27 protein-coding genes and 1 pseudogene are annotated in these 25,251 nt (G+C 59.8%); 16 read left to right on the forward strand and 12 right to left on the reverse strand.

Annotated features, from left to right (window positions below; genetic code table 11):
• Both NDJ10_RS14285 and NDJ10_RS14290 read right to left on the reverse strand, forming a co-directional pair.
• Nucleotides 1-312: TRAP transporter small permease (locus NDJ10_RS14285; protein ID WP_296163477.1), on the reverse strand; the 312-nt coding region annotated here is incomplete at its 3' end.
• Nucleotides 313-337: 25 nt separating this feature from the next.
• Nucleotides 338-1,081: a FadR/GntR family transcriptional regulator gene (locus NDJ10_RS14290; RefSeq protein ID WP_296163478.1), complete on the reverse strand. Its 744-nt coding sequence runs from the start codon at nucleotides 1,079-1,081 to the stop codon at nucleotides 338-340.
• Between the two features lie 121 nt (nucleotides 1,082-1,202).
• On the opposite strand from NDJ10_RS14290, the gene NDJ10_RS14295 reads away from it, so the two are divergent.
• The 4 genes from NDJ10_RS14295 to NDJ10_RS14310 are packed head-to-tail and all read left to right on the forward strand — an operon-like array spanning nucleotide 1,203 to nucleotide 5,478.
• Nucleotides 1,203-2,945, forward strand: a complete 1,743-nt coding sequence (locus NDJ10_RS14295; RefSeq protein ID WP_296163481.1) for an IlvD/Edd family dehydratase — start codon at nucleotides 1,203-1,205, stop codon at nucleotides 2,943-2,945.
• Nucleotides 2,946-2,955: 10 nt separating this feature from the next.
• The gene (locus NDJ10_RS14300) at nucleotides 2,956-3,909 is read left to right on the forward strand and encodes a C-terminal binding protein (RefSeq protein ID WP_296163483.1); all 954 of its coding nucleotides are present in this window, start codon (nucleotides 2,956-2,958) and stop codon (nucleotides 3,907-3,909) included.
• Nucleotides 3,910-3,928: 19 nt separating this feature from the next.
• Nucleotides 3,929-4,840: a 2-dehydro-3-deoxygalactonokinase gene (locus tag NDJ10_RS14305; RefSeq protein WP_296163485.1), complete on the forward strand. Its 912-nt coding sequence runs from the start codon at nucleotides 3,929-3,931 to the stop codon at nucleotides 4,838-4,840.
• Nucleotides 4,837-5,478, forward strand: coding sequence for a 2-dehydro-3-deoxy-6-phosphogalactonate aldolase (locus tag NDJ10_RS14310; RefSeq protein WP_296163487.1), 642 nt, complete (start codon nucleotides 4,837-4,839; stop codon nucleotides 5,476-5,478). The genes NDJ10_RS14305 and NDJ10_RS14310 overlap by 4 nt, the downstream gene beginning before the upstream one ends.
• 105 nt (nucleotides 5,479-5,583) lie before the next feature.
• Here NDJ10_RS14310 and NDJ10_RS14315 read toward each other — a convergent pair whose 3' ends face one another.
• Nucleotides 5,584-6,189: a uracil-DNA glycosylase family protein gene (locus NDJ10_RS14315; protein ID WP_296163559.1), complete on the reverse strand. Its 606-nt coding sequence runs from the start codon at nucleotides 6,187-6,189 to the stop codon at nucleotides 5,584-5,586.
• A 404-nt stretch (nucleotides 6,190-6,593) separates the two neighbouring features.
• On the opposite strand from NDJ10_RS14315, the gene NDJ10_RS14320 reads away from it, so the two are divergent.
• From NDJ10_RS14320 to NDJ10_RS14350, 7 genes and pseudogenes are all read left to right on the forward strand, one after another.
• Nucleotides 6,594-6,983 carry a DUF488 domain-containing protein gene (locus NDJ10_RS14320; RefSeq protein ID WP_296163561.1) on the forward strand — a complete coding sequence of 130 codons (390 nt, stop codon included), beginning with the start codon at nucleotides 6,594-6,596 and terminating at the stop codon, nucleotides 6,981-6,983.
• A 275-nt stretch (nucleotides 6,984-7,258) separates the two neighbouring features.
• A complete protein-coding gene (locus tag NDJ10_RS14325) occupies nucleotides 7,259-8,533 on the forward strand; it encodes a c-type cytochrome (RefSeq protein ID WP_296163489.1) in 1,275 nt (424 codons plus the stop codon).
• A gap of 19 nt (nucleotides 8,534-8,552) precedes the next feature.
• Nucleotides 8,553-8,702 (forward strand): annotated as a pseudogene (locus NDJ10_RS14330) (GTP cyclohydrolase, FolE2/MptA family); the annotation flags it as partial.
• Nucleotides 8,676-9,188 (forward strand): FAD-dependent oxidoreductase, encoded by a 513-nt coding sequence (locus NDJ10_RS14335; protein ID WP_296163563.1) that lies wholly within the window; start codon nucleotides 8,676-8,678, stop codon nucleotides 9,186-9,188. The pseudogene NDJ10_RS14330 and the gene NDJ10_RS14335, both read left to right, overlap by 27 nt.
• 102 nt (nucleotides 9,189-9,290) lie before the next feature.
• Nucleotides 9,291-10,010, forward strand: coding sequence for an RNA polymerase sigma factor (locus NDJ10_RS14340; protein WP_296163490.1), 720 nt, complete (start codon nucleotides 9,291-9,293; stop codon nucleotides 10,008-10,010).
• A gap of 35 nt (nucleotides 10,011-10,045) precedes the next feature.
• Complete coding sequence (locus tag NDJ10_RS14345; RefSeq protein WP_296163492.1) at nucleotides 10,046-10,618, forward strand: ferritin-like domain-containing protein; 573 nt, start codon at nucleotides 10,046-10,048, stop codon at nucleotides 10,616-10,618.
• 59 nt (nucleotides 10,619-10,677) lie between these two features.
• Nucleotides 10,678-11,019, forward strand: coding sequence for a c-type cytochrome (locus tag NDJ10_RS14350; protein ID WP_296163495.1), 342 nt, complete (start codon nucleotides 10,678-10,680; stop codon nucleotides 11,017-11,019).
• A gap of 101 nt (nucleotides 11,020-11,120) precedes the next feature.
• Here NDJ10_RS14350 and NDJ10_RS14355 read toward each other — a convergent pair whose 3' ends face one another.
• The 9 genes from NDJ10_RS14355 to NDJ10_RS14395 all read right to left on the reverse strand — a co-directional run bounded on the left by NDJ10_RS14355 (nucleotide 11,121) and on the right by NDJ10_RS14395 (nucleotide 21,355).
• Entirely contained in the window at nucleotides 11,121-12,293 is a 1,173-nt protein-coding gene (locus tag NDJ10_RS14355) for a PLP-dependent aspartate aminotransferase family protein (protein ID WP_296163497.1), read from the reverse strand.
• A 16-nt stretch (nucleotides 12,294-12,309) separates the two neighbouring features.
• Nucleotides 12,310-13,434, reverse strand: coding sequence for a tellurite resistance/C4-dicarboxylate transporter family protein (locus tag NDJ10_RS14360; protein WP_296163500.1), 1,125 nt, complete (start codon nucleotides 13,432-13,434; stop codon nucleotides 12,310-12,312).
• Nucleotides 13,431-14,615 (reverse strand): cytochrome P450, encoded by a 1,185-nt coding sequence (locus NDJ10_RS14365; protein ID WP_296163502.1) that lies wholly within the window; start codon nucleotides 14,613-14,615, stop codon nucleotides 13,431-13,433. The genes NDJ10_RS14360 and NDJ10_RS14365 overlap by 4 nt, the downstream gene beginning before the upstream one ends.
• Nucleotides 14,612-14,923, reverse strand: a complete 312-nt coding sequence (locus NDJ10_RS14370) for a hypothetical protein (protein WP_296163506.1) — start codon at nucleotides 14,921-14,923, stop codon at nucleotides 14,612-14,614. The genes NDJ10_RS14365 and NDJ10_RS14370 overlap by 4 nt, the downstream gene beginning before the upstream one ends.
• Nucleotides 14,924-14,926: 3 nt before the next feature.
• Complete coding sequence (locus tag NDJ10_RS14375) at nucleotides 14,927-15,718, reverse strand: metallophosphoesterase (RefSeq protein WP_296163509.1); 792 nt, start codon at nucleotides 15,716-15,718, stop codon at nucleotides 14,927-14,929.
• Between the two features lie 289 nt (nucleotides 15,719-16,007).
• Nucleotides 16,008-17,333, reverse strand: coding sequence for an anaerobic C4-dicarboxylate transporter (locus NDJ10_RS14380; protein ID WP_296163512.1), 1,326 nt, complete (start codon nucleotides 17,331-17,333; stop codon nucleotides 16,008-16,010).
• Nucleotides 17,334-17,384: 51 nt separating this feature from the next.
• Nucleotides 17,385-18,788 carry an aspartate ammonia-lyase gene (locus tag NDJ10_RS14385; RefSeq protein WP_296163514.1) on the reverse strand — a complete coding sequence of 468 codons (1,404 nt, stop codon included), beginning with the start codon at nucleotides 18,786-18,788 and terminating at the stop codon, nucleotides 17,385-17,387.
• A 135-nt stretch (nucleotides 18,789-18,923) separates the two neighbouring features.
• A complete protein-coding gene (locus NDJ10_RS14390) occupies nucleotides 18,924-19,643 on the reverse strand; it encodes a GntR family transcriptional regulator (RefSeq protein WP_296163515.1) in 720 nt (239 codons plus the stop codon).
• Nucleotides 19,643-21,355, reverse strand: a complete 1,713-nt coding sequence (locus NDJ10_RS14395) for a sigma-54-dependent Fis family transcriptional regulator (protein WP_296163517.1) — start codon at nucleotides 21,353-21,355, stop codon at nucleotides 19,643-19,645. The genes NDJ10_RS14390 and NDJ10_RS14395 overlap by 1 nt, the downstream gene beginning before the upstream one ends.
• 326 nt (nucleotides 21,356-21,681) lie before the next feature.
• On the opposite strand from NDJ10_RS14395, the gene NDJ10_RS14400 reads away from it, so the two are divergent.
• From NDJ10_RS14400 to NDJ10_RS14420, 5 genes are read left to right on the forward strand one after another with little or no spacing between them, the layout of a single operon-like run.
• Nucleotides 21,682-21,897, forward strand: coding sequence for a phenol hydroxylase subunit (locus tag NDJ10_RS14400; RefSeq protein ID WP_296163519.1), 216 nt, complete (start codon nucleotides 21,682-21,684; stop codon nucleotides 21,895-21,897).
• A 35-nt stretch (nucleotides 21,898-21,932) separates the two neighbouring features.
• On the forward strand, nucleotides 21,933-22,928 hold the full coding sequence (locus tag NDJ10_RS14405) for an aromatic/alkene monooxygenase hydroxylase subunit beta (protein WP_296163521.1): 996 nt from the start codon (nucleotides 21,933-21,935) through the stop codon (nucleotides 22,926-22,928).
• 45 nt (nucleotides 22,929-22,973) lie between these two features.
• Entirely contained in the window at nucleotides 22,974-23,243 is a 270-nt protein-coding gene (locus NDJ10_RS14410; protein WP_296163526.1) for an MmoB/DmpM family protein, read from the forward strand.
• A gap of 26 nt (nucleotides 23,244-23,269) precedes the next feature.
• Nucleotides 23,270-24,829, forward strand: coding sequence for an aromatic/alkene/methane monooxygenase hydroxylase/oxygenase subunit alpha (locus NDJ10_RS14415; protein WP_296163528.1), 1,560 nt, complete (start codon nucleotides 23,270-23,272; stop codon nucleotides 24,827-24,829).
• Entirely contained in the window at nucleotides 24,826-25,182 is a 357-nt protein-coding gene (locus NDJ10_RS14420) for a phenol hydroxylase subunit P4 (protein ID WP_296163530.1), read from the forward strand. Before NDJ10_RS14415 ends, NDJ10_RS14420 begins: the two co-directional genes overlap by 4 nt.
• Nucleotides 25,183-25,251: the final 69 nt, after the last annotated feature.

Consider the following 25,251-nt stretch of genomic DNA (forward strand, 5'->3'; position numbering starts at 1 on the left):
GACAAAGAACAGTATGTTGCATGTCAGCATGAGCGCCTCGCTCAGGAACAGGCACAGTTTCTTGCCCCCTATGCCCAGGTGCTTGACCAGAGTGTCCACGCCCAGATGCCCTTTTTCGCGCATCGCCACCATCGCCCCGATGTAGGTCAGCCAGATGAAGCAGTAACGCGACATTTCGTCAGAGACGTCGATGCCCGAGTTGAAGCCGTAGCGCAGCACCACGTTGCCGAACACCATGAAGACCATGGCGATCATGCACGCAACGATCAGCAGGTCCAGCAGTTTGAAGAATGGATGTATTATTTTTTGCACCTGGGGCTCCTTAGCGATCAATACCTCATGCCGCTTTCAGCAGGGTGGCTGGCGTATTCAGTTGGGGCAGGCCGTGGCTTGATGCCAGGATTTCTTCAATGTCCTGATGGGCGCCATCAATCAGCACCAGGATTGCCTTTTCGGCCTTGGCGGGGTTGCCGGCAATCACGGCATCGAGTACCGCGCGATGCAACGCGAGGGAGCTCTCCGGGCCCCCTTTCTTGCGGGTAGACAACTCAAAGCTGGTGCGCAACAGGGCACCGAGCACCTTGCTCATGTGGATGAGCATGCGGTTGCGGCAGGCCCGCAGCAGTCCCTGATGGAAGCGCAGGTCAAAAGAGACGTAGTCACCGCCTTCTTTCACGGCCCGCTTCATGCCTTCAAAGGCGATTTCAATGTCGGCAATGTCCTCCGGGGTGGCGCGTTGGGCTGCAAGGCGCACAGCGGCAGGCTCAACAACACGCCGCAAATCCATCAGATCGCGCAGGAACTCGGGTGGCAAGCCAGCCTTGGCTTGCCATGCGATGACATCGGGATCGAACCAGTTCCAGTGCGCTTCGGGCAGCACACGGGTACCGACCTTGGGGCCTGTCGTCACCAGGCCTTTGGCGATAAGCGATTTCACGGCTTCACGTATCACGGTGCGACTCACGCCCAGTTGCTCCCCCAGGATCGGCTCGGGCGGCATCGATTCGCCGGCAATGTAGCGCCCCGCGACGATGGCTTCGCCGAGATGGTCAACCGTATTGCCGTGGACATTTTTGATCATGTTTTTTCTGTTTCTCAATTTTTACCATAGGGCGATCGCACGATGATTTTGTCGGGGTTTCCCCTAGTTTTTGATTAATATCATATGACGATAATATGTTTGAAAATTAAGGATTTACCCTATGACCCATTCCAGCAAACCCAAAAAGAAACCCGAAGAACTGCGCAGCCAGCAGTGGTTTGGCCGGCAGGACCGCGACGGTTTTGTCTACCGCAGTTGGGTCAAAGGCAAGGGCGTGCCACACGACCAGTTTGATGGCCGGCCGGTCATTGGCATTTGCAACACCTTCAGTGAACTCACACCCTGTAATTCCCATTTCCGCACGCTGGCCGAGCAGGTGAAGATTGGTGTGTACGAGGCTGGCGGCTTTCCGATGGAGTTTCCGGTCATGTCGCTGGGTGAGACCCTGATGCGTCCGACCGCCATGCTGTACCGCAATCTGGCCAGCATGGATGTGGAGGAAAGCATCCGTGCCAATCCGCTCGACGGCGTCGTGCTGCTGATGGGCTGCGACAAGACCACGCCATCCCTGCTGATGGGCGCCTCCAGCGTCAATCTGCCGACCATCGGCGTGTCTGGCGGTGCCATGCTCAATGGCAAATGGCGCGGCCAGGAGCTCGGCTCGGGCACCGGGGTCTGGAGCATGAGCGAACAGGTGCGCGCCGGCACGCTCAAACTGGAAGAATTCATGGAGGCCGAAAGCTGCATGCACCGCAGCCACGGCCATTGCATGACCATGGGCACGGCCTCCACCATGGCCAGTATGGTGGAGGCGCTGGGCATCGGTCTGCCGGGCAATGCGGCTTACCCGGCGGTGGACGGGCGGCGCAACGTGCTGGCGCGTAACGCGGGCCGGCGCATCGTCGAGATGGTTCACGAGGACCAGACCATCTCCAAGGTGCTCACGCGCGAAGCCTTCGAGAACGCGATTCGTACGCTGGCGGCCATTGGTGGCTCCACCAATGCGGTGATTCATCTGATCGCCATCGCCGGTCGCCTGGGCGTGCCCCTCAGCGTGGACGACTTCGACCGCCTGGCCAGCGAACTCCCCTGTCTGGTCAACCTGCAGCCTTCGGGCCAGCATCTGATGGAAGATTTTTGCTACGCTGGCGGCCTGCCGGTGGTCATGAAGGAAATCGGCCATCTTCTGCATCGGGACATCATCACGGTCAGTGGCCGGAGCGTGGCCGAAAATTTCGCTGATGCGCAGAACTACGACCCGCGCGTGATCAAGAAATTTGACGAGCCGTTCAAGGACAAGGCCGGTATTGCTGTGTTGCGCGGCAATCTGGCGCCGCGCGGCGCCGTCATCAAGCCCAGCGCGGCCACCCCCGGGCTGCTGGTGCACACCGGCCGTGCCGTGGTGTTCGAGGACAGCCATGATTTCCACGCCCGCATCGACGACGACCAACTCGATGTGGACGAGACCTGTATCCTGGTGCTGAAGAACTGCGGACCCAAGGGCTATCCCGGCATGGCCGAAATCGGCAACATGCCGCTGCCGCCGAAAGTGCTGAAGAAAGGCATCACCGACATGGTTCGCATCAGCGATGCGCGCATGAGCGGCACCGCCTATGGCACCGTGGTGCTGCATACCGCCCCCGAGGCGGCGGCCGGTGGCCCGCTGGCGGTCGTGCAAAACGGCGACATGATTGAACTCAACGTGCCCGAGCGTCGCCTGCAATTGCTCATCAGCGACGAGGAACTGGCGCGGCGGCTGCTCAGCTGGAAGGCTCCTGAGCCACCGCTGTCCTCGGGTTACTGGAAGCTCTATGTTGACCATGTGCTGCAGGCCGACGAAGGTGCGGATCTTGACTTCCTGGTCGGCCAGCGCGGCGCTTTCGTGCCGAAAGACAACCACTGAAGCGCGAAAAATGAAAATCCTGATTACCGACTATGACTTTCCCGATCTTGAATTGGAGCAGGCGCTGTATCGCGCTGCCGGCATTGAGGTGGTTGTTGCACAATGCCGCACCGAGGACGAGGTGATCGCCGCATCGGTCGGCTGCCAGGGTCTGCTGGTGCAATACGCGCCGATCAATGCCAAGGTGTTCGCGGCCCGCCCCGAGATCCGGATCGTCAGCCGCTACGGCGCCGGTTTCGACACCGTTAATACCGTCGATGCAAAAGCGCATGGCGTGTGGGTCGGCAATTCGCCCGATTACGGCGTCGGTGAGGTGGCCACCCACGCGCTGGCGATGACGCTGTCGCTACTGCGGCACATCGCGTTCTACGATCGGGACGTCAAGGCCGGGAAGTGGCATTTCACGAGCGCCGGCAAGATGCAGCGTGTCGTTGACATGACCGTCGGCATTCTGGGCCTCGGCCGCATCGGCAAGCGCATGGCGCATATCAGCCGCAACAGTTTCAAGCGCGTGATCGCCTGCGATCCCTACATCATTGACGGCGATTTTCCGGCTTATGTCGAACGCGTCAGCAAGGAAGAACTGTTTGCGCAGGCCGATGCCATCTCCCTGCATGTGCCGCTCACCGATGAAACGCGGGGCATGGTGGACGCGTCAGTCCTCGGATTGATGAAGCACGGCAGCGTGCTGGTCAACACCGCGCGCGGTGCCGTGGTCAATATCGATGACTTGCTGGCCGTGCTCGATGCCGGCAGGCTCGACGGTGCTGCGCTGGATGTGCTGCCGATCGAACCGCCAGCGATCGATTCGCGCATCGTGCAGCATCCGCGGGTATTGCTGTCGCCACACGCGGCGTTTTATTCGGTGGTCGCGGAAAAGGAGCTGCGGCGCAAGGCGGCACAGAATCTGGTCGACTGGTCGCGCCAGGGTCATCCATCCTATGTGGTCATCAGTGGCAAATAGTCAACAACCAAGGAGCACCATGAAGGGTCGTACCTTGCTCGCGGTTGACTGGGGCACCTCGTCGCTGCGCGGCGCCTGGCTTGACGCGCGCGGCCAGACGGTGGAAGAGCGCTCCTTTGCCAGGGGTATTCTGACGGTGGCACCCGGCGAATTCCCTTCTGTTTTCAATTCCTGCTTTGGCGACTGGATGCAAAAACCTGACGCCTTTTGCCTGATGTCCGGCATGGTCGGCAGCAAGCAGGGTTGGTTGGAAGCACCTTATTGCACTTGTCCGGCCGGGTTCACCGAAGTCGCCGCCAACCTGGCATGGGTGGAGCCGGACCGCATCGCCATCGTGTCGGGGCTGTGCTGTGAAAACGACGGTATTCCCGATGTCATGCGGGGAGAGGAAACCCAGATTTTTGGCGCCCTCCAACTGCTCGGGCGGCAAGACGCACTGCTGGTGCTTCCCGGTACGCACAGCAAATGGGTACGGGTGCAAGCGGGCCAGATCCAGTCATTCTCTACCTTCATGACGGGCGAGTTTTTTGCCTTGCTGCGACAGCATTCGATTTTGTCGCGCACCCTGCCGGCCAGCGATGGTGAATTCGACCGCGAGGCGTTCGATCAGGGGGTGACACTGGCGCTGCGCAGCAGCAGCCTGTTGCATTCTGCCTTCAGCACGCGCACCCTGTCCTTGTTCGACCGGTTGCCGGCCGCCTCGCTGCCCAGCTATTTGTCCGGCCTAGTCATTGGCGAGGAGATGCGTGCCCAGACATGGCAGGCTCATGCCGAGGTGGTCATCATCGGATCGGAATCATTAACTCAGCGCTACCAAAGTGCGCTGGCCCAATGCGGTGTCAGCGCGTGTCGGGTGGGCTCGGAGGCGACTTGGGCCGGTTTGTGGGCGATCGCGCAAAAGCTCCGTCCCAACTTGTTGAAACAATCATGAATGCACACCAGAAATTTGACGCCGCGCTGAACCAACTTCCCCTGGTCGCCATCCTGCGCGGCCTGCAAACGTATGAAGCCGCGGCGGTAGGGGAGGCCTTGACAAGCACGGGGTGGACTTTGATCGAGGTTCCCCTTAACTCACCGGATCCACTTGCCAGCATAGCCACTTTGACCCGCAACTTTCCGCAGGCGCTGATCGGTGCCGGCACGGTGCTCACGCCCGACGATGTACGCAATGTTCATGCTGCCGGTGGCCAATTGATCGTGTCACCCAATTTCAACCCGGTTGTCGTGCGAGAAGCTGTGCGCCTGGGACTGGTGTGCCTGCCTGGCGTGATGACGGCCACCGAGGCCTTTGCCGCACTGGAGGCTGGCGCCACGGGACTCAAGCTATTTCCGTCAGAGATGATTAGCCCCGCAGTGGTTCGGGCACTGCGTGCTGTCTTGCCAGCAGACACGCGATTGCTGCCGGTGGGTGGCATCACGCCGGAAAACATGGGCCAGTACCTTGCTGCCGGCGCCACTGGCTTTGGCATTGGATCAGCCCTCTACAAGCCCGGCATGAAAGCAACCCAGGTGCAGGGCCATGCGATGAATTTCATGTCCGCCTTTCGCGCTTCATTGGTGTCCCGCTGAGAGCACCGCAAGCTTGTGGGCCTGACGATTCAAAAACACGACAACCTGATCAACGGCCAATGGTAGCGGGTACCAGCCAGGCGCCCAACCTCAACCCGCCGGCCCTCAGCGGGCGAACAGGGTAGCGATGCGTGCCTGCAGCGCGGGTACCACGTCCTCGTCAAACCAGGGGTTTTGCTTGAACCAGGGCTGGTTGCGCGGCGAAGGGTGCGGCAGCGGTATGAATCGCGGCGCGTACTCCCGCCAGGCCATCGTGGTTGCGGTCAGTGACCGTTTGCGGCGGCTGCCGAGAAAATGGCGCTGCGCATATTGACCGACCAGCAGCGTCAATTCAATCTGCGGCAGCCGGGCCAGCAACTGGTCGAGCCAGAGCGCCGCACATTCACGACGTGGCGGCAAATCACCACCCGTTGTGCGCCCCGGATAGCAAAAGCCCATCGGAATGATGGCGATGCGCGATTCGTCATAGAAGAACGTCTTGTCGATCCCCAGCCATGCGCGCAGACAATCCCCACTCGGGTCGTCCCAGGGGATACCGGTCATGTGCACGCGCGCACCGGGTGCCTGCCCCACGATGAGGATGCGGGCCGTTTCACCCGCACGCAGTACCGGACGAGGACCAAGCGGCAGATGCGACTCGCATACACGGCAATTGCGTACCGCCGTCAGCAGTGCGTCAAGGTTGGGATAAGTGGCTTCGGGTTTAGCCATTTCCCTCGCTCCCCCAAGCTTGGAACGGGTAGCCTTGAGGACGGAGCGCGCAAAAATAATCTTGGGCTTGTTCGGTTCAATCATGCGGTTTCAGTGTGTTGGCTGTTGCTCCCAGTCTGACAGGCGCCCATCATAAGATGCATGTTAACTACCCCTACTGAACAATCGTGTCGCGCACCACGCGTATGCTTTGCCGTCTGGCAATGGCAGATTCAAATATGGCGAACGTGCCATCGTCTGGCTTCTATCACGTTCATCGGGAGTTAAACCATGAAATTTTCGAGCATGATTATCTCGGCGCACCTTGCAGCGTGCGAGGGGCCCCGGTCGAGCGCGCTGCGCTGGCTGCACCGGCCCGCCGGCGAGCGCCAGAGCCAGAGCCAGACTGCTGCAAGGGCATCTTCATGAGCACGAAAATTCCAGCCAGCCATATCCGGATCAAGCGCGCTTACGATCCGCCATCCCACGACGACGGTGTGCGTGTATTGATTGACCGCCTGTGGCCGCGAGGCATCAAGAAGGAGAGTTTGGCCGTGGATCAATGGGCCAAGGAGCTTGCGCCCAGCACCGCGCTACGCCAGTGGTTCGGTCATGACCCCGCGCGCTGGCAGGAGTTTCGCCAGCGCTATGCGGCCGAATTGCGCCCACACGCGGAGTTACTCGATACCTTGCGCACAATGGCGCGCAAGGGCTCTGTCACGCTCGTGTATGGCGCGCATGACGAAGCACACAATAACGCGGTTGCCCTGCGGGAATTTCTTCTTGCAACCGAGGCTATCGACGTCAACCGGTGACGCAAGCCGCTGACGTGCAGATTTCCAGCACAGCCATTGGTGCAATGCTGGAGGTCATCGCAGCAAGCTCCTCACCAAGCCCGAGCTGGACTTGGCCGTGACCTTGCAAGGCCATCGCCAAGCCCCTGCACGGTGAACATGGGTGTTGTGCCGTTTGGAAATGACGTCCGCAACTTCACTGTACGACTGAAAGATTCGGAACGCCGCGGACCGCCTGATCATCTAACACACAGGAGCCACACTGAATATTTCAAAACAAGCGTAAAGGATTGAACATGAAAGCAGACACTTCCACCATGCCACGGCCCGACACCCGCCGCTATTCGGCACGGTACAAGCGCGGTGCTATGGGTTCACGAGCAGTTCTAATCTATACCGCGGTCGCAAGCGCCGTCGCGCTACTCGCCGCGTGCGGTGGTTCTTCCGAAGACTCGGCCGCTGAGCAAGCCGCCCTGGTGGCACAGGGCCAGCAGATCTTTCGTTTCGATACCTTTGGCGACGAAGCGCAGTGGACGGACACGCTGCGCATTCATGAGGTTATCCGCACGGCAGTCGATCCGGTGACCGCGCTTTCAGTCGGACTCAAGGTTGACGCCGAGGCCCTGCCTGCGGCAGTGGTCCAGGGCATCCAGAATGGCAGCCTCGATCTGAAGAGCCCGGCCACTACCGTGACGTTGCTGAAGCTGAACGCGGTTGTCGGTCTCAAGGGCACAGTCGAGTCGGTCAATGGTGCGGACACGCTGACCCGTGTCGGCATCACCTGCGCACTGTGCCATTCGACGGTTGACAACTCGTTTGCGCCCGGCATCGGCAAGCGGCTCGATGGCTGGCCCAACCGCGACCTCAATCCCGGGGCCATCATTGCCCTGTCGCCTGCCCTGGATGCCGCGACGAAGGTGGCCCTCAATTCCTGGGGTGCCGGCAAGTTCGATCCTCGCCACAACGTTGACGGTCTGAGCAAGCCGGTGGTCATCCCCCCCGCCTACGGACTGGACGGCATCCATCGCATCACATTCACCGGTGATGGTGAGGACCTTGCGTACTGGAATCGGTACGTTGCCGTGGCTGAAATGGGCGGGCAAGGGTCAGTTTCCGAGCCGCGCCTGAATCTGGACATCAAGAATGGCACGCAGGACCTGGTGAGCGCCAAGCTGCCCGCCCTGCAGGCCTATCAACTCACTTTGAAGGCGCCGACTCCGCCGGCCGGCAGCTTCGACGCGGTCGCCTCATTGCGAGGAAAGCAGATATTCGAGGGCGCAGGCAAGTGCGTGACATGCCACAGCGGGTCCGCATTTACGGATGCCAACATCAGACTGCACCCGGTTGCCGATTCCATGGCCGAACCGGAGTCTCCGAGTTACGCTTCCCGGTCGGCGACAAAACAGTACCGCACCTCTCCCCTCAAAGGTGTCTGGCAGCATGCCCCGTACTTTCACGACGGATCAGCGGCCACGCTACAGGACGTCGTGCAAACGTACAACACCAGACAGTCGCTCGGTCTGACCGCCCCGGATATGGCCGATCTGGTTCAGTACCTGAAGTCCTTGTGACCTCGCCGCCGCCAAGGGCACGCACATGTCCCGCGCCATCGAATTGCTGGAGGAGTCGCCAGAGGCGATGGATCAGATGCGGTTCAAGGCGTTGGTTGTCAATATGCTGGAACGGCTGTACGCAAGGAGTGGCACGATCGAGATGCACTTTCCCTACTGCCCATACAAATGCGCTTTGAGCGCTCTGTCGAACGGCACGCTTGTCAAGCTCGATGGACCGTTCGGCTCGCTCACATTGCACAACATCCGTGCATGGCCAGCGGTTTTCATCGCCGGGGGCATCGGAATCACGCCGTTCATGAGCATTTTGCGGCAGGCGACAAAGGACCAGTTGCCACAACGGATGATTCTTCTTTATTCAAATCACCGTCCGGAGGACGCGGCGTTTCTGGTCGAGTTGCAACAGCTCGCGCGGGAAAACAGCAACCTTCAATTGATCGCCACGATGACGAAAATGGAGAAATCCAGAACCCCATGGGACGGTAGAACGGGTCCGATCGATGAACACCTTGTGATAAAAGTCTGCGGCAAGCTCCCGACGGACATTTGCTACCTGCTCGGCCCACCGGGCATGGTCGCGTCGATGCGCGAGACATTAAGCGTAGCGGGTGTCAACGACGACGACATTCGCAGTGAAGAGTTTTATGGTTACTAACGGAGCGGGGCCGCTTGATGCGTCGCGACCCGGCTTTTCATGCGGCCCGACAAAATCCGAAACGTCGGCAGCCTGCCGACCATCTAATGGACAGGATCAGTCATGAATACCCAAAAAACAATGCTTCCCGCCCCCCTTGATGCCAGCTCCGATGCGGAGCTGGTCAATCTCGCTATTGCCGGCCACGATGCGGCGTTTTCGCAGATCATGCGGCGACACAACCGTTTGTTGTTTCGCACGGCGCGCAGCATCCTCAAAAACGACGACGACACGCAGGATGCCTTGCAGGAAGCCTATCTGCGCGCCTGGCGCGCGCTGGCCAGCTTTCGCTCTGACGCCAGGCTGTCCACCTGGTTGGTGCGCATCGTGGTCAATGAAGCGCTGGGGCGGCTGCGGCGCTCTGGCGTCCAGCCCGCCCAGGTAGTGCCGCTCAATGCGACGATCGATGCAGACGGCGAAACCCCGGAGATGCAGATGCAGGCCAATCCCGATGATCAGCCCGAGCCCACCGCCGTGCGGGCACAGATACGCCAGCAGATCGAGGCCCGGATTGACTCCTTGCCCGATTCGTTTCGCAGCGTCTTCATGCTTCGGGGGGTCGAGGAATTGAGCGTGGAGGAAACCGCTCTGGCGCTGGATATTCCCGAGGCCACCGTACGCTCCCGGTTTTTTCGTGCCCGCGGAATTTTGCGCGAAGGCCTTTCACGCGACATCGATATGGCCATCGGTGACGCGTTTTCATTTGCCGGCTCGCGCTGCGACAGGATTGTCGAGGGTGTGCTGGCCATGATCGCCCACGAACGTGAATCTTCGCGCTCGTGATATGTGAAGTGAGTTTTTACCAACTGGAGATTGCCATGTCATTTTTTCAAATGTCCACCCCCGCCGCCGCACGGCGGCTGTTTCTTGGCCGCTCGGGCGGCCTGGTGTTGTCAGGGACGGCAATTGCGCTGCTCGCCGGCAACGATGCGCTGGCTGCCAAGGCGGGCGGCGGCAAGGCCGCCGACATCCAGATCCTGAACACCGCCATCGGCGCCGAACTGGAGGCTATTGCCGCCTATCAACTGGGCGCCGAAAGCAAATTGCTCAGCAAGCCGGTGCTGGACCTGGCGCTGACGTTTCAGGGCCACCACAAAGAGCATGTGGCGCTGCTTTCCGGCACGGTGGCCAAGCTGGGCGGAAAAGCTGCCGTGGCCAAGGCCAAATACAACTTTCCCGTGGACCAGTTGAAAGCGGAGCTTGACGTACTCAAGTTTGCCGCCGCGCTCGAGCAGGGCGCCGTGAGCGCTTACCTGGGAGCCGTACCGCTGTTTGGCAATCACGACTTGGCCAAGGCGGCCGCGAGTATTTTGGGTGACGAAGCCATGCATTGGGCCATCCTGCGCCAGGCCATTGGCGAAGTTCCCGTGCCTTCCGCTTTCATGTCGTGATGCCGCGCCGCCATCTTGCTCCCGTCGCACTATTCGCGCTAACGACTATCAGCCTGGACATGGCGGCCCATGCAGCGCCAGACGCGGCGCGCGGCCAACAGTTGTATGCGCGCTGTGCCGCGTGCCACGCGCTGACTTTCGATCGCGTCGGGCCCAGGCATTGCGACTTGCTGGGCCGACGCGCGGGCAGTGTGCCTGGCTTTGACTATTCGCCGGCCATGAAGAAATCGAGCATCGTGTGGAATGAAAAAACGCTCGATCGGTTTCTGACCAAACCGCTAGCCATGGTGCCTGGCAGCAGCATGACCTATGCGGGCGTTCCCGGGGCCAGCGATCGTGCCGACCTGATTGCTTACCTCAAATCGGCCAACAGCGGCGCGGTCTGTCGCGTTAAGCCATAACTGCCTCGTTACGGCGAAAGGCCCAAGATTACGGGCATTCATAAGCTAAATCCCTTGTGATCACAGACCATGGCGAGGCCTTGCCGACCGCTATCCGCGTTTTAAACAGCATGTCGTAACGCCTGTTCGAGGTCAGCCATCAGGTCGTCCGGATGCTCTATCCCCACGCTGAGCCGGATCAGCCCTTCGGTAATGCCATTTTTGGCCCGGGTCTCAGCCGTGACAAAGCTGTGCGTGGTGCTCGCTGGATGGCAGGCCAGGCTGTCTACGTCACCCAATGAAACCGCCTGGGTGAACAGCTCAAGCTGGTCCAGCACGGCCGCCGCCGCAGCGCGCTCGTTGTGCATCAGCTCGAAAGTCACCATGCCGCCAAAACCGCCTTGCAACAGGCGCTGCGCCAGTGCATGCTGCGGGTGACTGGCAAGACCCGGGTAATGCACCAGCCGCACCGCCGGGTGGCCCGCCAGGAAATCGGCAACAGCTGCCGCGCCCGCGCAGTGCGCCGCCATGCGCAGCGGAAGTGTCTTGATGCCGCGCAGGAACAAGAATGCCTCTTGCGGCGACAGGTTGCCCCCCACATGGCCCAGGCCGGTCTTGCGCACCGATGCGATCAAGGCGGCCGGGCCCGCCACGATGCCACCCGTGGCGTCGCCATGCCCGCTCAGGTACTTGGTCATGGAATGCATCACAAGGTCAATGCCGTGCTCCAATGGCCGCGCCAGGCACGGCGTGCAGAACGTGTTGTCGGCCACCGTGAGCACGCCACGCGATTTGGCAATGGCGGCCACTTCGGCCAGATCATGCAGGTGCAGGTTGGGGTTGGTCAGCGTCTCTACCCACACCATGCGTGTAGCCGGTGTGAGACTGGCAGCCAGACCCTGCTGTGTGGCGTCCACAGCCCGGATACCAAAGCGCTCACCCAAGGCGCGAAAAAGCCCCTCGGTGCCGCCGTACAGCGGTCCGAGGAACGCGATTTCGTCCCCCGGATTCAATAGCCCCAGCAGCACGGAAGACGTGGCCGCCGTGCCGCTGGAAAAAGCCACCGCTGCCTGCGCGCCTTCCAGGTCGGCCATCTTGGCCTCCAACGCCGCCACGGTGGGGTTGGCAAAGCGGCTGTAACGGTAACCCGGCGCCTCGCCTGCAAAGATGGCAGCACCTTGCTCCAGCGTGCCATAGCCAAAGGCAGTCGTCTGGCTGATGGGCGTGGCAATGGCGCCGGTGCTTGGATCAGGGTGCTGCCCGGCATGGACAGCCCGGGTGCGAAGGTGGGTCATCCGAGAGTTCCTGGATTCATGAAGGTTCTTCGGCAACAGGGATAGGCGAACGCAGCAAGTCAAAACGCCGCAGCAGATCGAGCAACAGGCCCATAAATGCAAAGCTCCAGGTCACCAGCGCCACGATCAAAAAGAGTTGGGGCAAAAATGCCAGAAGTTCAAATTCCATCGCGTGCAACATTTGCTGGGTGCAGGTTGCGTACATGCCGAGTGGGAACACCGCACCCCAGTACAGCGGGTCGTAGCGCATCGGAAAACGCTTATAAACGTGGCGCCAGATGCTCAACACGACCAGCATCGGAATCCACCAGGTGCCGGTGGCCCAATAAAACACGGTAACCCCTTTGAGAAACGGCAGCAAGGACAACAGGAACGGCGCATCGGGCGCATTGATGATCAGCAGCGACCCGGCCAGCGTCGAGATCGCCATGGCACCCATGTTGATCCAGTAGGGCGGCGACAGGTCCCCCGGCGCGAACCGGAAGAAGGTGTAGCGGTAGAAAATCAGCGACATCATCCAGATGTACAACATGCCGCCCCACAGCCACATCGACAGCGCCAGAAAGTTCATCTCCAGCCGGTAGGGCTGGGCCACATGCGCCGCCAGCATCGCAGCCAGCACGGCGACCGATTGCGTCGCCACCACCGCCAGCAGCCAGGCGCCGCTGATGCCCTTGTCCAGTGCCGGCTTGTCCATCTTGACGGTGAAGGCGGTAAAGATCGCATAGGTCAGCCCAAGCCACAACACCAGCGCCACAATCCACAGCAGCAGCCCGATGCGGTAGTCGGCAAGCAACAATACATACTGTGCCCCCAGCACGCCGGTTCCGGCCACCATGGTGAAAAATCCGGGGCCGCGCAAATGATCGATCAAGTCACTGAAAAAACGCCGGGGAAAGCACAGCAGGCGTCCCAGCGTCAGCAGCCACAAGACCGCATACATCACGTTGTTCAGGTAGAACAGCGTGCGCGCAAGCTGTGGCCAGCCCTGCAGATGGGCGGCAATGGAGACGATGCCGGTGGCCATCACCAGCCCGAAATACGCCGGGGTCAGGCCGGCCAAATCAGTCCGCAGGCGCGTCTGCAGTGCGGGCTTGGCCGGGCGCTCGCCCGTTGCGCTATCGGTGCTTGGCGAAGTCATCGCTGGTCGGCGACGGGTTGCGACGCAAACGTGATGTGCAGGGGTAAGGTGGCAAAGCCCGAAGCCGGATAAACCGCGCTGGTTGGCGGGCGCTGTGCCATCGGGTCGATACTGGTGGTGCCGTCAAGCAGTGCCTGCACCGCTACCCGCAACTCCATGCGCGCCAGTGGCGCCCCGGGACAGACGTGGATACCCGCGCCGTACAGCAGATTGGCGCTTGCATCGCGGTCCAGTCGGAATGACTGTGGATCGGTGAAGACACGGCCATCTCGGTTGGCCGCGACCCAGTTCAGGGAAATACGCTCCCCGGCACCGATGGTGCGCCCGCCGATCTCGACGGCGCGGGTGGTCACGCGCCGGTTTGCCAGCAGCGGACCGTACAGTCGCAAAATTTCTTCAATGGCATCGGGCAGTAAGGATGGCTGTGCGCGCAGTTGTTGTTGCAAACCGGTGTGTTCAGCCAGATACTGGGTCACAATGCCGACCGCTGCGGCAATGGTGCTGATCTCGCCGACCGTCCAGTTGCGCAAAATGCTGATGATCTCTTCGTCGCTTAACGGTCGGCCATGGATCTGCTGGCTGCTCAAGCTGGTTATGACATCCTGTCTGCCCGGGATGGTGCCGTCGCGTCGCGATCGCAGCAACCCCATGACATAACCCGCAAACTCATGGGCGATACCGGCCATGGCCGGCCGGTCCTGGGCCAAGGTGGCAGCGTGGTTTTTTTGTGCCCACAAACGCAGCGGTTCCTGCATGCTGGCCGGCCAACCCAGAAACGCGCATTGCACCCGAACCGCAAATGGCTGGGCAAAATCACCCATCAGTTCCAGCTCCGGGCGCCCTTGCAGGGAACGCACAAGCTCGGCTGCCAGGTTGCGGCATTGTGGCTCGAATGCCTGCACGGCTTGCGGCGTGAAATAGGGCTCAATGAGGGGACGGTACAGGCCGTGTTCGGGGGGATCCATGCCGTTGGGAACCGAGAGATTTCTGGAGACCACGCTGCTGAACGTTTCGGGGTCATTCAGGACGCGAACAACGTCCTCGTGCCGAAACAGCGACCAGCCCAGCAAATCGCTGTAAGCGACCGGGCAACGCTCACGCATCTCATCACAAGCGGCGCGTTGATCGCGCAGCACCGCAGCGGATTTCGGTTCCCAGTCCTGGGAATGCATAGGGTTCATGGTGATGACCTTTCAGGAAACAAAACTGCCCAGCAATCGGGCTTGCCGGCCAGTAAATCAAGCTCGGTGGGAGACGGTTTTTCACACGTCTGGGCATCCAGTTGCCGGGCAAGTGCTTCGGCGGCAGGCGAGAAATAAGCCACCACCTCGCATTGCAGGCGACCTTCGAGTTCATGCCGCGTAAAGACTGCCATGTCCACAGGTCGCGCTGCAGCCGCGAACAAGGGCGGGAACATGGCCTGGATCTGCTCCTTCGATTCGTAAGCCAGAATTCCGTCACCGAGCTGCTTTGAGAACCATCTGTCCATGCCTTACTCCTGCTCTGCACCTTGCGTTGAAGGTCCAATTTGAACCACAAAATTGCTGTCAAACAGGGGGTTTTCATTCACCCCATCTTTCGCATAACCCCGCGGATTGCACACCACCCGGGTGCCGTGGAGCATGTAATCAAAACTGTCATGGGTGTGACCGTGCACCCACAACTGCACGCGCGCACCGTCAGCCAGATGCTGCAGATCGGACACAAAACAGCCATTGAGCTGTGAACCGGCAAATCGCGAATGAATGCTTTGGCGTGCCGGTGCATGGTGCGTGATGACGACCGTCGGCCCTGCATGGGGCTCGGCCAGCCGGGTTTCAAGCCACTGGGCGTCAGCGCGACACAGAGCGGCGGCGTCATCGGGTGTGAACAGTCTTGGCACGGGTTCGTCCAAATGGATTCTGCTGAAATCACGCATGAAACGTTGTGCTTCCAGCATGGCCAGCGCACGTTCCTTGTCATCATTCCAAAGCATGAAATCAGTCCACAGCGTGGTCCCCAGGAAGCGTACCCCTTCGATCATGACCTGGTCATTGTCAAGGATGTGAATATTCGTTCCGGCACACAGTTTTTTGAGTTCATCTGAGGCCTTCACAATGCTGCTGCCGTAGAACTCGTGGTTGCCGGCAATGTATAGCACGGGCTTGGTGAATCCCAAGGCCCAGGAAACCGCCTCTTGCGGGCGGGCAATGTCACCCGCCAGAATGACGACATTGGCTTCATTGCGGGGCACGTCCAATGCGCCACAACCGAGATGCAGGTCAGACAGAATATTGAGTTTCATAGGAGAACATCTGCCAGCCAGATAACAGACCTGGCTGAAACCCGTCAAGTTTATCTATTTATATCATGATGTGATGTATTCGCCTTTAAAAAAAAGCAACCTGATGGGGCTGTACAGCCAATTGACGCTGAACGTGCGCCATCGTGCGTGGCGCGCGATGTTTGCCAGGGATGCAAATTTCTAGCGTGCTTTAAAGCGCTAGCCATGGTCCAAGGCAGTTCATAAGCCTGGTCAAAAATCAAGTCAGCCATGCTGCTGGGACATCATGGCTGACTGGGGTTGGGCGCAATCAAACGATCATGTTGGCGATCGCCAAGCCGGCGGCGACGGACACGGTGGTGGCCACCAGACCTGGAATCATGAACGAGTGGTTCAACACGTAGCGTCCGATCTTTGTTGTGCCTGACAGGTCAAAGTTGATGGCGGCGATCAACGAGCCGTAGGTCGGAATGAAGAAGTAGCCGTTAACTGCCGGAAACATGCCGATCAGAAACTGGGGCGGAATGCCCAACACCACCCCAAGCGGCATCAGCGCCCGGGTGGTGGCGGCCTGGCTGTAGAGCAACACCGAGGCAAAGAACAAACCGAAGGCAAATGTCCACGGTGCCACTTTCGCCCACTCGCCAATGGCGGGAATGATCAGGTCCTTGTTGGCCGAGATGAAACTGTCGCCGAGCCAGGCCAGGCCGAAGATGCCGATGACGGCCACCACACCGGCACGCAAGGTGGCTGTTTTGGGGATCTCGTCGACGGGCACCTTGGTGACCAGCAACATGATGGCAGCGATGGACATCATGATGATTTCAATCACGATGGGCATCGACAGCGGGGCTTTCGCACCGGGGAGTTGCCGCAGTGCCGGGAAAAATCCGAACAGCACGACCAAGGCCACGCCGGTCAGAAAAACGAAAGCCGCGAGCTTTGCCGTGGGCTTGAGGGCCGGGCGTTGAGAAGGTGGTTGCGGTGCGGGAATTTCCCCTGCGGCAAGACGCGCCTGGTAGACCTTGTCGTCCTTCAGGTCCTTGCCGATGAACATGGAAACAATGGCTGCCGCGATGACACCAATCAGTGTGGCGGGGACACAGATCAGCAAAATCTCCCGCAGTCCCCATTCGGTCATGCCTTTTTCGGCAAACAGCCCGATCATGGCCGCGGTAGCGGCTGCCACCGGGCTGGCCGTGATCGCCTGCTGCGAGGCAATGGTGGCCACCGCCATGGGCCGTTCCGGGCGAATGCCGCTGCGGTGCGCGGTTTCATAAATCACCGGCAGCAGGGGGTAAACGATGTGTCCGGTTCCGGCTAGGAAGGTGAACGTCCAGGTGGTCAGCGGCGCCACGATCGTCACGTATTTGGGATTGGCTCGAATAATACGCTCGGCGATCCCGACCAGAAAGTCGATACCACCCGCCGCCTCCATGACCGAAGCGGCCATGATCACCGCCAGAATGATCAGCATGACGTCGATCGGTGGCGATGTCGGGGTGATGCCGAAGGCACCGATCAGCACCGTCAAACCGACCGCGCCCCAAAGGCCCAGGCCGATACCGGAAGACCGCGCGCCCATCCAGATGGCGGCGAGCACAACCATGAACTGCAAAACAATCGATACCGTCATTTTCTTTACCTCTTTCTTTTTAAGGCGGGCGTGAACCCGCCTGCGCCATGATCATTGCGCGAATTTCGGGCTGATCAAGTTTTCGAACGAGAACACCTCGTCCCAGTGTTGCTGGGTCATCAGCTTGCGCTCTTTGACAACGATGTCGTGCAGCGATTTGCCAGTTTCATAGCCTTCACGGGCAATTTCGGCACATTGCTTGTAGCCAAGAGACGGCTTGAGCACGGTGATGATGCCCAGCGAGTTCAGCACCATGTCGCGCGTGTGTTCGGCATTGGCCGTGATGCCCTGAATGCAATTGACGTTGAGGCTGTTGACGGCGTTCTCCATGGTGGCAATGGACGTGAACAGGGCGTAGGTAATGACCGGCTCCATCACGTTGAGCTGCAATTGCCCGGCGGAGGCGGCCAGCGTGACGGTCAGGTCCAGGCCGATGACCAGGAAGCTGGTCTGGTTGACCACTTCCGGGATCACCGGGTTGACCTTGCCCGGCATGATGGAGCTGCCTGGCTGCATCTGGGGCAGGTGAATCTCGTTGAAACCACAGCGTGGCCCCGAGGCCAGCAGGCGGATGTCATTGCAGATTTTGGTGAGTTTGGAGGAGGTGCGTTTGAGTACGCCGGACAGCAGCACGTAGGCCCCGGTGTCCGAAGTGGCCTCGATCAGGTCGCCAGCAAGGATGAACTTGGCACCGGTCAGCTCGGACAGATACCGGGTGGCCAGCTCCGGGTAGCCGGGCGCTGCGGTGACCATGGTGCCAATCGCCGTGGCCCCCAGGTTGATCTCGTGCAGGAACTGGCGAACTTCGGCGATGCGCTGCACTTCTTCGCCCATGGTGGTGCCCCAGCCGTGGAATTCCTGGCCCAGCGACATGGGGACGGCATCTTGCAAATGCGTGCGGCCCATCTTCAAAACTCTCTCGAACTCCTTGCCTTTGGCGAAGAAAGCACTTTGCAGTCGGCGCAGCGCTTCCATATAGCTCTCAAGCCGCAGGATCAGCGCGAGCCGGAAAGCGGTGGGATAGACGTCGTTGGTGGATTGGCCGAAATTCACATGGTCGTTGGGATTGACAAACTGGTATTCGCCTTTCTTGTGGCCCAGTTGCTCCAGCGCCAGATTGGCGATGACCTCGTTGGCGTTCATGTTGGTGGAAGTGCCCGCACCGCCCTGGATGAAGTCGGTGACAAACTGATCGGCCATCTCGCCGGCAATCAGACGGTCGCAGGCAGCGGCAATGGCATTGGCAATCGGGGCGTCAAGTACACCCAGATCCCGATTGGCCAAGGCGGCGGCCTTTTTGACGTAGCCAAACGCTTTGACGAAGTAGGGTTCCGTCGACATCGGGATGCCCGTGATATGAAAGTTTTCCTTGCCCCGCAAAGTCTGCACACCGTAGTACGCCGTGTCGGGCAACTGCTTCTCGCCAAGAAAGTCTTTTTCGATTCGGTAGCTCATTTGATTCTCCATAAGGGGTTGAAGTGATCTGGAATGAGCAAAATTCTAGGTAGATACCCTAGGTAAACACAGCCATACGAGGGTGATCCATGACTTTATGCAAAAAACGCATGTCAAACCCAATCCGCCTGGTGGTCACTTCAGTTCCGTTTGACTGGCCTGCTGTCGCATGATGTCATGCGTCAGGCGGATATGCGCTTCCAGCGCCAATGCAGCGCGTGCATCTTGCCGGCCCACGGCGGCACGGTAAATCGCCTCGTGTTCCTGGTGCACATTGCGGCCACTGGCGTTGGCGGCAGTGAGGCGCCAGATGATGTTGCGGTAACGCTCGGCATGGCGGTACAGGATGGACAGGAGGTACTTGCTCCAGTTTGAATCAAAGCCCGCAATCAACGCTTCATGAAAAGCCTTGTTGCGCCGCTCCCAGAGGTCAGAGCCGGACTCTGCGAGATCCATTTCGGTTTTGGTGAGCAGATCGTAGCTGTGCGACAGCGTGGCTTCCCACTGGGCATCACCATGGCGGATGGACTGTCGCAAGGCCTCCGTCTCCAGCATGACCCGGGTGTTGGTCAAGTCTTCCAGGTCGGTCAACGAGATCGGTGCCACCCGGAAACCCCGCTGTCCTTCTGCGGTGACGAGTGCATCGGACACCAGCAGTGACAAAGCCTCGCGCAGGGTGCCGGCACCCACTTCGTAGCGATCCTTCAGGTGTTCGACGCGCAAGCGCTCGCCGGGGGCGAGCTTGCCGCACACCACGTCATGGCGCAGGCCCAGGTAGGCACGCTCGGCCAACGTGCGGGGCACAAGCGTTTCGCTTTCCGGGTCAGCACAACGGGTTTTTTGAATGGTTGACATCACAATGCTCCCGGTTCACTTTTGCGGTCTGCTGCAGGCGCCGGAGCCGCGCTACTTTGGCGCTGCTTTTGCCGGTAGGCCAGTTGCGGGCGCGTCAGGCCCAGCAAGCGCGCCGCCTCGGACAGGTTGCCGCGCGCGCGGGCCACGGCGTGGTCGAGCACACGGCCTTCTATTTCTTCCAGCGAGCTGCCACTGTCCAGAATGCGCGCGCTCAAGTCGTCGTCTTGCACACTGGGTAATCTGGCGAGATGGCCATGCGCGTCCAGGCTTGTTTGCACCGCATCGGGCTGGTTTGGAAAGAGGTGCTCCACTTCGACCATACCTGCCTGGGGGGCAAGGATGACGCCTCGCTCAACCAGGTTTTCCAGCTCGCGCACGTTGCCGGGCCAGTCATGTTGCTGCAGCGCCTGCAGTGCGCGCTCCTCGAATCCCAGCACGCGCTTGCCGTGCAGTGCGCAAAAGCGTGCGAGCATGCCCTGGGCCAGCGGCTCAATGTCTGTCTTGCGCTCGCGCAGTGGGGGAATACAGATAGGGTAGACGTTCAGGCGGTACATCAGGTCACGACGGAAACGCCCGGCCAGCACGGCCTGCTCAAGGTCGACATTGGTGGCGGCCACCAGGCGCACATTGACCTTTCGCGTGGTCTCGCCGCCCACGCGCTCAATCTCGCCTTCCTGCAATACGCGCAGCAGCTTGGCCTGGGCTGCCAGCGGCATTTCACCGACCTCGTCAAGCAGCAGGGTGCCTCCGTCAGCACGCTCAAAGCGGCCTGCCCGTGCCGCATGTGCACCGGTGTAAGCACCTTTCTCCACACCAAATAGCTCAGCTTCAATGAGTTCAGCGGGAAGGGCGGCGCAATTCACTGCTACAAAGGGTTCATCAGCGCGATTGGAGAGTTCGTGCAGGGCGCGCGCAAAACGCTCTTTGCCAACGCCGGTTTCACCGGTCAACAACACTGTGGCCTGGGTTTGAGCCACCTTTTGCATCAAGGTGTAGGCCTTGCGAAAGGCAGTGGACTTGCCAATGAGCTGTCCGCCCTGGCTGGCCGGCTCCAGCGTCGATTTCAGGGCCTCTACCTGCAATTGCAAGGCTTCCATCTTTTCCATCAGGGAATCGTCTGTGAAATAAACGCGATGGGCTTCGCCATCGGGCCACTCCTCGATGGGGCGGCCGATGATCTGGCAATGGTCGGCACCGCAGGCGGCGCACAGCGTCTCCTTGAACAGGATCAAGCGGCCCATGAAGGCGCTGGTGTAACCGCTGGCATAACCCAGCAGCGTCCAGCAGGACGGCTCGTCCACCAGACCGAACTTTTGCCGGTGCGCATGGGCTTCCCAGGAATGGTCCCAGCGGAAGTCCGCGTAGAACTGGCCAGCCTGAATGTCAAAGCTGAGCTTGACCGGCGTGACCCGCGCCGCGCCTTCAAGCATGTGCAGTTGCGGGCCGACCATGAAGCTGTCCTGCATGGCCTCGCCAGGCCGCGTTTTCTTGGCGTACTCGGCGTCGGACAAGCCCGAGGCATAACCCATGCGGGTCAGTAGGCGTCGCGCGTGCTCTGGCCCTACTGAATTGATCAGATCCTGGCGCAACGCCGCCAGCGCCGCCGTGTGCATCAACACCATGCGCCGGTCGCCAAGCCAGATCGCACCGCTGTCCGGCTCAAAGCGCAACAGGCGTCGCAAATCGTCGTTTGGGGGAAATTTCAGGCTCATAAGCAAATCACTCCACGGTCAATGAAAACAATAATCTCGATATTTATGAGACAACGCCCAAACGCGTGAGGATCTCTGGTAATTTCGTTGAATTTCATCATTTGGTGAATTTTATCCATTTGGCTTTCATCAAATACGCAAATTACAAGGAATTTGATAGCTTATTGGTTTAAGGGTAAACCCTATTCCATGCCAAATGCCCCCCGGTTCATGAAAAAAAATAGAGTGATTTGTAGTGGTAAACCCTTGAAATATCGAGATTTTCGGCATTGAAGATTTTTTTGGCAAGATCCTTGCAAAGTCAACACGGTAATACCCGCCACCACATGACCATGACCATGACCATGACCTTCACTTCACCCACAGGCCCGACTTGCGAGATCAAGCAGAAGTTCGTTCGCGTCCGGCAAGTCCGTCCGGGCGGATTGGTGTGTTTTGAGTTTGCCATCGGCTGGCCCGAACTGTTTGTTGATTTGATGTTGCCCCAGGCTGCTTTTGACGATTTTTGCGTCCAGAACCAGGTGCAAGTTTTGAATGATTGAGTCCCCTCGTCGTTTTTTTTAAAAGGATAGCCCCTATGTCAGTCGATCTCCATACGCGTGAAATCAAACCCCTGCGCAACACCTTTAGCCAGACGGCCAAGTACGTCGGCAACGACAAACCGGCGTCCCGCTACCAGGAAGCCACGCTCGACACCCAGCCCACCGACAACTTCCACTACCGCCCCACCTGGGACCCGGAACACGAGATTTTTGACAAGTCGCGCACAGCGGTGAAGCTGGCCGACTGGAACGCGCTGCGCGACCCGCGCCAGTACTACTACGCCACCTGGACCATGGCCCGCGCCCGTCAGCAGGACGCGATTGAATCGAGCTACGAATTTGTCCAGTCCCGCGGCCTGGTCACCAAGATGTCCGACGCCGTGCGCAACAAGGCCTGCGAAGTGCTGATGCCGCTGCGCCACGTGGCCTGGGGTGGCAACATGAACAACAGTGCCGTCAGCGCTTACGGCTACGGCACGCCGTTCACCGCACCCGCCATGTTCCACGCCATGGACCACCTGGGCGCGGCCCAGTTCATCACCCGTCTGGGTCTGGCGCTTGACGAGCCGGCCATTCTGGATGCAGGCAAGAACGACTGGCTCAACGCTGCCTGCTGGCAGCCACTGCGCCACTACGTTGAAGACACGCTGGTGGTGCAGGACCCGTTTGAGTTGTTCATTGCGCAAAACCTGGCGCTCGACGGCCAGCTCTACCCGCTGATTTATGGCAACTTTGTTGACGACCACATCGCCTTGCAGGGCGGCACCGCCGTGTCGATGCTGGCTGCCTTCATGCCCGAATGGCACAGCGAAAGCGCACGCTGGATTGACGCGGTGGTCAAGGTGGCTGCCGCCGAGTCCGACGACAACCGCAAGCTGATTTCGGGCTGGCTCATGCGCTGGGCCGACCGTGCCCAGACGGCCCTGACACCGGTGGCCGAGCTGGCGCTGGGGGCGGTCGGCGTGGTGGCACTGCAGGAGGCGCGTGACGCGCTTGACTTGCGCTGCAAAAAATCCGGCCTCATCGCCTGAGCGCCCTTCAGCGCCCACCTTCTCATTCATTCAAGGAGACCCTGCATGTCCAATGTATTCATCGCGTTCCAGGACAACGAAGATTCGCGCCCCATCATCGATGCCATCCTGGCCGACAACGCCCAGGCACAGGCCAGCTACCCCACCGGACTGGTCAAGATTGACGCGCCCGGCCGTTTGGTGGTGCGCCGCGAGACCATCGAGGAGCTGCTGGGCCGGTCTTTTGATCTGCAACAAATCCACGTCAATCTGGTCACCCTGTCGGGCCGCATTGACGAAGACGACGACCAGCTCTCACTGAGCTGGTCCAACTGACACGGTTTTTAAAACAAGGAGCACCCATGGATACCCCTGTACTGAAAAAGAAACTCGGTCTCAAAGAACGTTATGCCGCCATGACACGTGGCCTGGCCTGGGACACCAGCTACCAGCCGATGGACAAGGTTTTCCCTTACGACACCTACGAAGGTATCAAGATCCACGACTGGGACAAGTGGGAAGACCCGTTCCGCCTGACCATGGACGCCTACTGGAAATACCAGGGCGAAAAAGAGAAAAAGCTTTACGCGGTGATCGAAGCCTTTGCACAAAACAACGGCCAAACCGGTGTCACCGATGCACGCTACATCAACGCGCTGAAGATTTTCCTGACCGCGGTCACGCCGCTGGAGTACTACGCCTACCGTGGCTTTGCCCACGTCGGGCGCCAGTTCACCGGCGCCGGTGCCCGTGTGGCCTGCCAGATGCAGTCGATTGACGAGTTGCGCCACAACCAGACCGAAACCCACGCCTTGAGCCACTACAACAAGTACTTCAACGGCATGCACAGCGCCAAGCACATGTTTGACCGCGTGTGGTACCTGTCGGTGCCGAAGTCCTTCTTTGAAGATGCCTACACCGGCGGTCCGTTCGAATTTTTGACGGCGGTGAGCTTCTCGTTCGAGTATGTCTTGACCAACCTGTTGTTCGTGCCCTTCATGTCGGGTGCAGCGCACAACGGCGACATGTCCACGGTCACCTTTGGCTTCAGCGCGCAGTCCGACGAATCACGTCACATGACGCTGGGCATCGAGTGCATCAAGTTCATGCTGGAACAGGACCCCGCCAACGTGCCGATCGTGCAGGGCTGGATCGACAAATGGTTCTGGCGCGGTTATCGCCTCCTGTCGGTGGTGGCCATGATGCAGGACTACATGTTGCCCAAGCGCGTCATGAGCTGGCGCGAAAGCTGGGAAATGTATGTGGAGGAAAACGGCGAGTCGCTGTTCAAGGACTTGGCGCGTTACGGCATTCGCAAACCCAAAGGCTGGATCCAGGCTTGCGAAGGCAAGGACCACATCAGCCACCAGACCTTTGCCGTGTTTTACAACTACAACGCTGCCGCTCCCATCCATACCTGGATTCCCAAGGAAGAAGAGATGGCCTGGTTGGCTGAGAAGTACCCGGAAACCTTCAATCAGCTCTACAAGCCGCGTTGGGACTATTGGCGCGAGCAGGCCGAGCAAGGCAACCGCTTTTACCAGAAGACCCTGCCCATGCTGTGCCAGACCTGCCAGATCCCGATGATCTTCACGGAACCTGGCGATCCCACTCAGATTGCTTACCGCGAAACCGAGCACAAGGGCGACAAGTACCACTTCTGCAGCGACCACTGCAAGGACATCTTTGAAAACGAGCCCGAAAAATATGTCCAGGCCTGGTTGCCGCCACAGCAGATCTACCAGGGCAACTGCTTCAAGGAAGGTGTGGACCCGACCGCCGAGGGCTTTGACCCACTGCTGGCCGTGCTGGACTACTACAACATGAATGTCGGCCGTGACAACTTCGACTTTGAGGGTTCAGAAGATCAGAAAAATTTTGCCGCCTGGCGCGGTGACTCTGCAGAAGGAAGTACGAAATGAGCGTCATTGCCCTGAAACCCTACGACTTTCCCGCCAAGGACGCGCGTGAAAACTTCCCGGCGCCGCTGTTGTTCATCGGCTGGGACCAGCACCTCTTGTTTGGTGCGCCCATCGCGCTGCCGCTGCCACCCGACACGCCTTTCGGCGCTTTGGGCAGCGCGGTGTTGCCCGGCACCTACGGCTACCACCCCGACTTCGCCAAGATCGACTGGGCTACCGTGCAGTGGACCAAATCCGGTCAGCCCTGGCAGCCGGACCCGGTCAAGACACTGGCTGAAAACGGACTCAAGCACAAGGATGTGATCCGCTTCAAAACGCCAGGTCTTTCCGGCCTGAACGGTTCCTGCAATTAAGTGTTGCAGCTTCAGCAGGTGGGTGTTGAGCCCGCCTGCTGCGTCAGCTTCATTTAAACCTTTAACCAA

This window comes from Rhodoferax sp. (genome assembly GCF_023700745.1).
Classification (GTDB): Bacteria; Pseudomonadota; Gammaproteobacteria; order Burkholderiales; family Burkholderiaceae_C; genus Rhodoferax.

Bases quoted from the DNA above. Each gene is read 5' to 3' on its own strand.
- NDJ10_RS14395 (WP_296163517.1), bottom strand. From the start codon at position 21,355: ATGAGCCTGAAATTTCCCCCAAACGACGATTTGCGACGCCTGTTGCGC.
- NDJ10_RS14380 (WP_296163512.1), bottom strand. From the start codon at position 17,333: ATGACGGTATCGATTGTTTTGCAGTTCATGGTTGTGCTCGCCGCCATC.
- NDJ10_RS14365 (WP_296163502.1), bottom strand. From the start codon at position 14,615: ATGAACCCTATGCATTCCCAGGACTGGGAACCGAAATCCGCTGCGGTG.
- NDJ10_RS14385 (WP_296163514.1), bottom strand. From the start codon at position 18,788: ATGAGCTACCGAATCGAAAAAGACTTTCTTGGCGAGAAGCAGTTGCCC.
- NDJ10_RS14415 (WP_296163528.1), top strand. From the start codon at position 23,270: ATGGATACCCCTGTACTGAAAAAGAAACTCGGTCTCAAAGAACGTTAT.
- NDJ10_RS14355 (WP_296163497.1), bottom strand. From the start codon at position 12,293: ATGACCCACCTTCGCACCCGGGCTGTCCATGCCGGGCAGCACCCTGAT.
- NDJ10_RS14305 (WP_296163485.1), top strand. From the start codon at position 3,929: ATGAAGGGTCGTACCTTGCTCGCGGTTGACTGGGGCACCTCGTCGCTG.
- NDJ10_RS14340 (WP_296163490.1), top strand. From the start codon at position 9,291: ATGAATACCCAAAAAACAATGCTTCCCGCCCCCCTTGATGCCAGCTCC.
- NDJ10_RS14410 (WP_296163526.1), top strand. From the start codon at position 22,974: ATGTCCAATGTATTCATCGCGTTCCAGGACAACGAAGATTCGCGCCCC.
- NDJ10_RS14350 (WP_296163495.1), top strand. From the start codon at position 10,678: ATGGCGGCCCATGCAGCGCCAGACGCGGCGCGCGGCCAACAGTTGTAT.
- NDJ10_RS14300 (WP_296163483.1), top strand. From the start codon at position 2,956: ATGAAAATCCTGATTACCGACTATGACTTTCCCGATCTTGAATTGGAG.
- NDJ10_RS14370 (WP_296163506.1), bottom strand. From the start codon at position 14,923: ATGGACAGATGGTTCTCAAAGCAGCTCGGTGACGGAATTCTGGCTTAC.
- NDJ10_RS14290 (WP_296163478.1), bottom strand. From the start codon at position 1,081: ATGATCAAAAATGTCCACGGCAATACGGTTGACCATCTCGGCGAAGCC.
- NDJ10_RS14325 (WP_296163489.1), top strand. From the start codon at position 7,259: ATGAAAGCAGACACTTCCACCATGCCACGGCCCGACACCCGCCGCTAT.
- NDJ10_RS14405 (WP_296163521.1), top strand. From the start codon at position 21,933: ATGTCAGTCGATCTCCATACGCGTGAAATCAAACCCCTGCGCAACACC.
- NDJ10_RS14310 (WP_296163487.1), top strand. From the start codon at position 4,837: ATGAATGCACACCAGAAATTTGACGCCGCGCTGAACCAACTTCCCCTG.
- NDJ10_RS14420 (WP_296163530.1), top strand. From the start codon at position 24,826: ATGAGCGTCATTGCCCTGAAACCCTACGACTTTCCCGCCAAGGACGCG.
- NDJ10_RS14335 (WP_296163563.1), top strand. From the start codon at position 8,676: ATGCACTTTCCCTACTGCCCATACAAATGCGCTTTGAGCGCTCTGTCG.
- NDJ10_RS14295 (WP_296163481.1), top strand. From the start codon at position 1,203: ATGACCCATTCCAGCAAACCCAAAAAGAAACCCGAAGAACTGCGCAGC.
- NDJ10_RS14390 (WP_296163515.1), bottom strand. From the start codon at position 19,643: ATGTCAACCATTCAAAAAACCCGTTGTGCTGACCCGGAAAGCGAAACG.
- NDJ10_RS14360 (WP_296163500.1), bottom strand. From the start codon at position 13,434: ATGACTTCGCCAAGCACCGATAGCGCAACGGGCGAGCGCCCGGCCAAG.
- NDJ10_RS14400 (WP_296163519.1), top strand. From the start codon at position 21,682: ATGACCATGACCATGACCATGACCTTCACTTCACCCACAGGCCCGACT.
- NDJ10_RS14320 (WP_296163561.1), top strand. From the start codon at position 6,594: ATGAGCACGAAAATTCCAGCCAGCCATATCCGGATCAAGCGCGCTTAC.
- NDJ10_RS14375 (WP_296163509.1), bottom strand. From the start codon at position 15,718: ATGAAACTCAATATTCTGTCTGACCTGCATCTCGGTTGTGGCGCATTG.
- NDJ10_RS14345 (WP_296163492.1), top strand. From the start codon at position 10,046: ATGTCATTTTTTCAAATGTCCACCCCCGCCGCCGCACGGCGGCTGTTT.
- NDJ10_RS14315 (WP_296163559.1), bottom strand. From the start codon at position 6,189: ATGGCTAAACCCGAAGCCACTTATCCCAACCTTGACGCACTGCTGACG.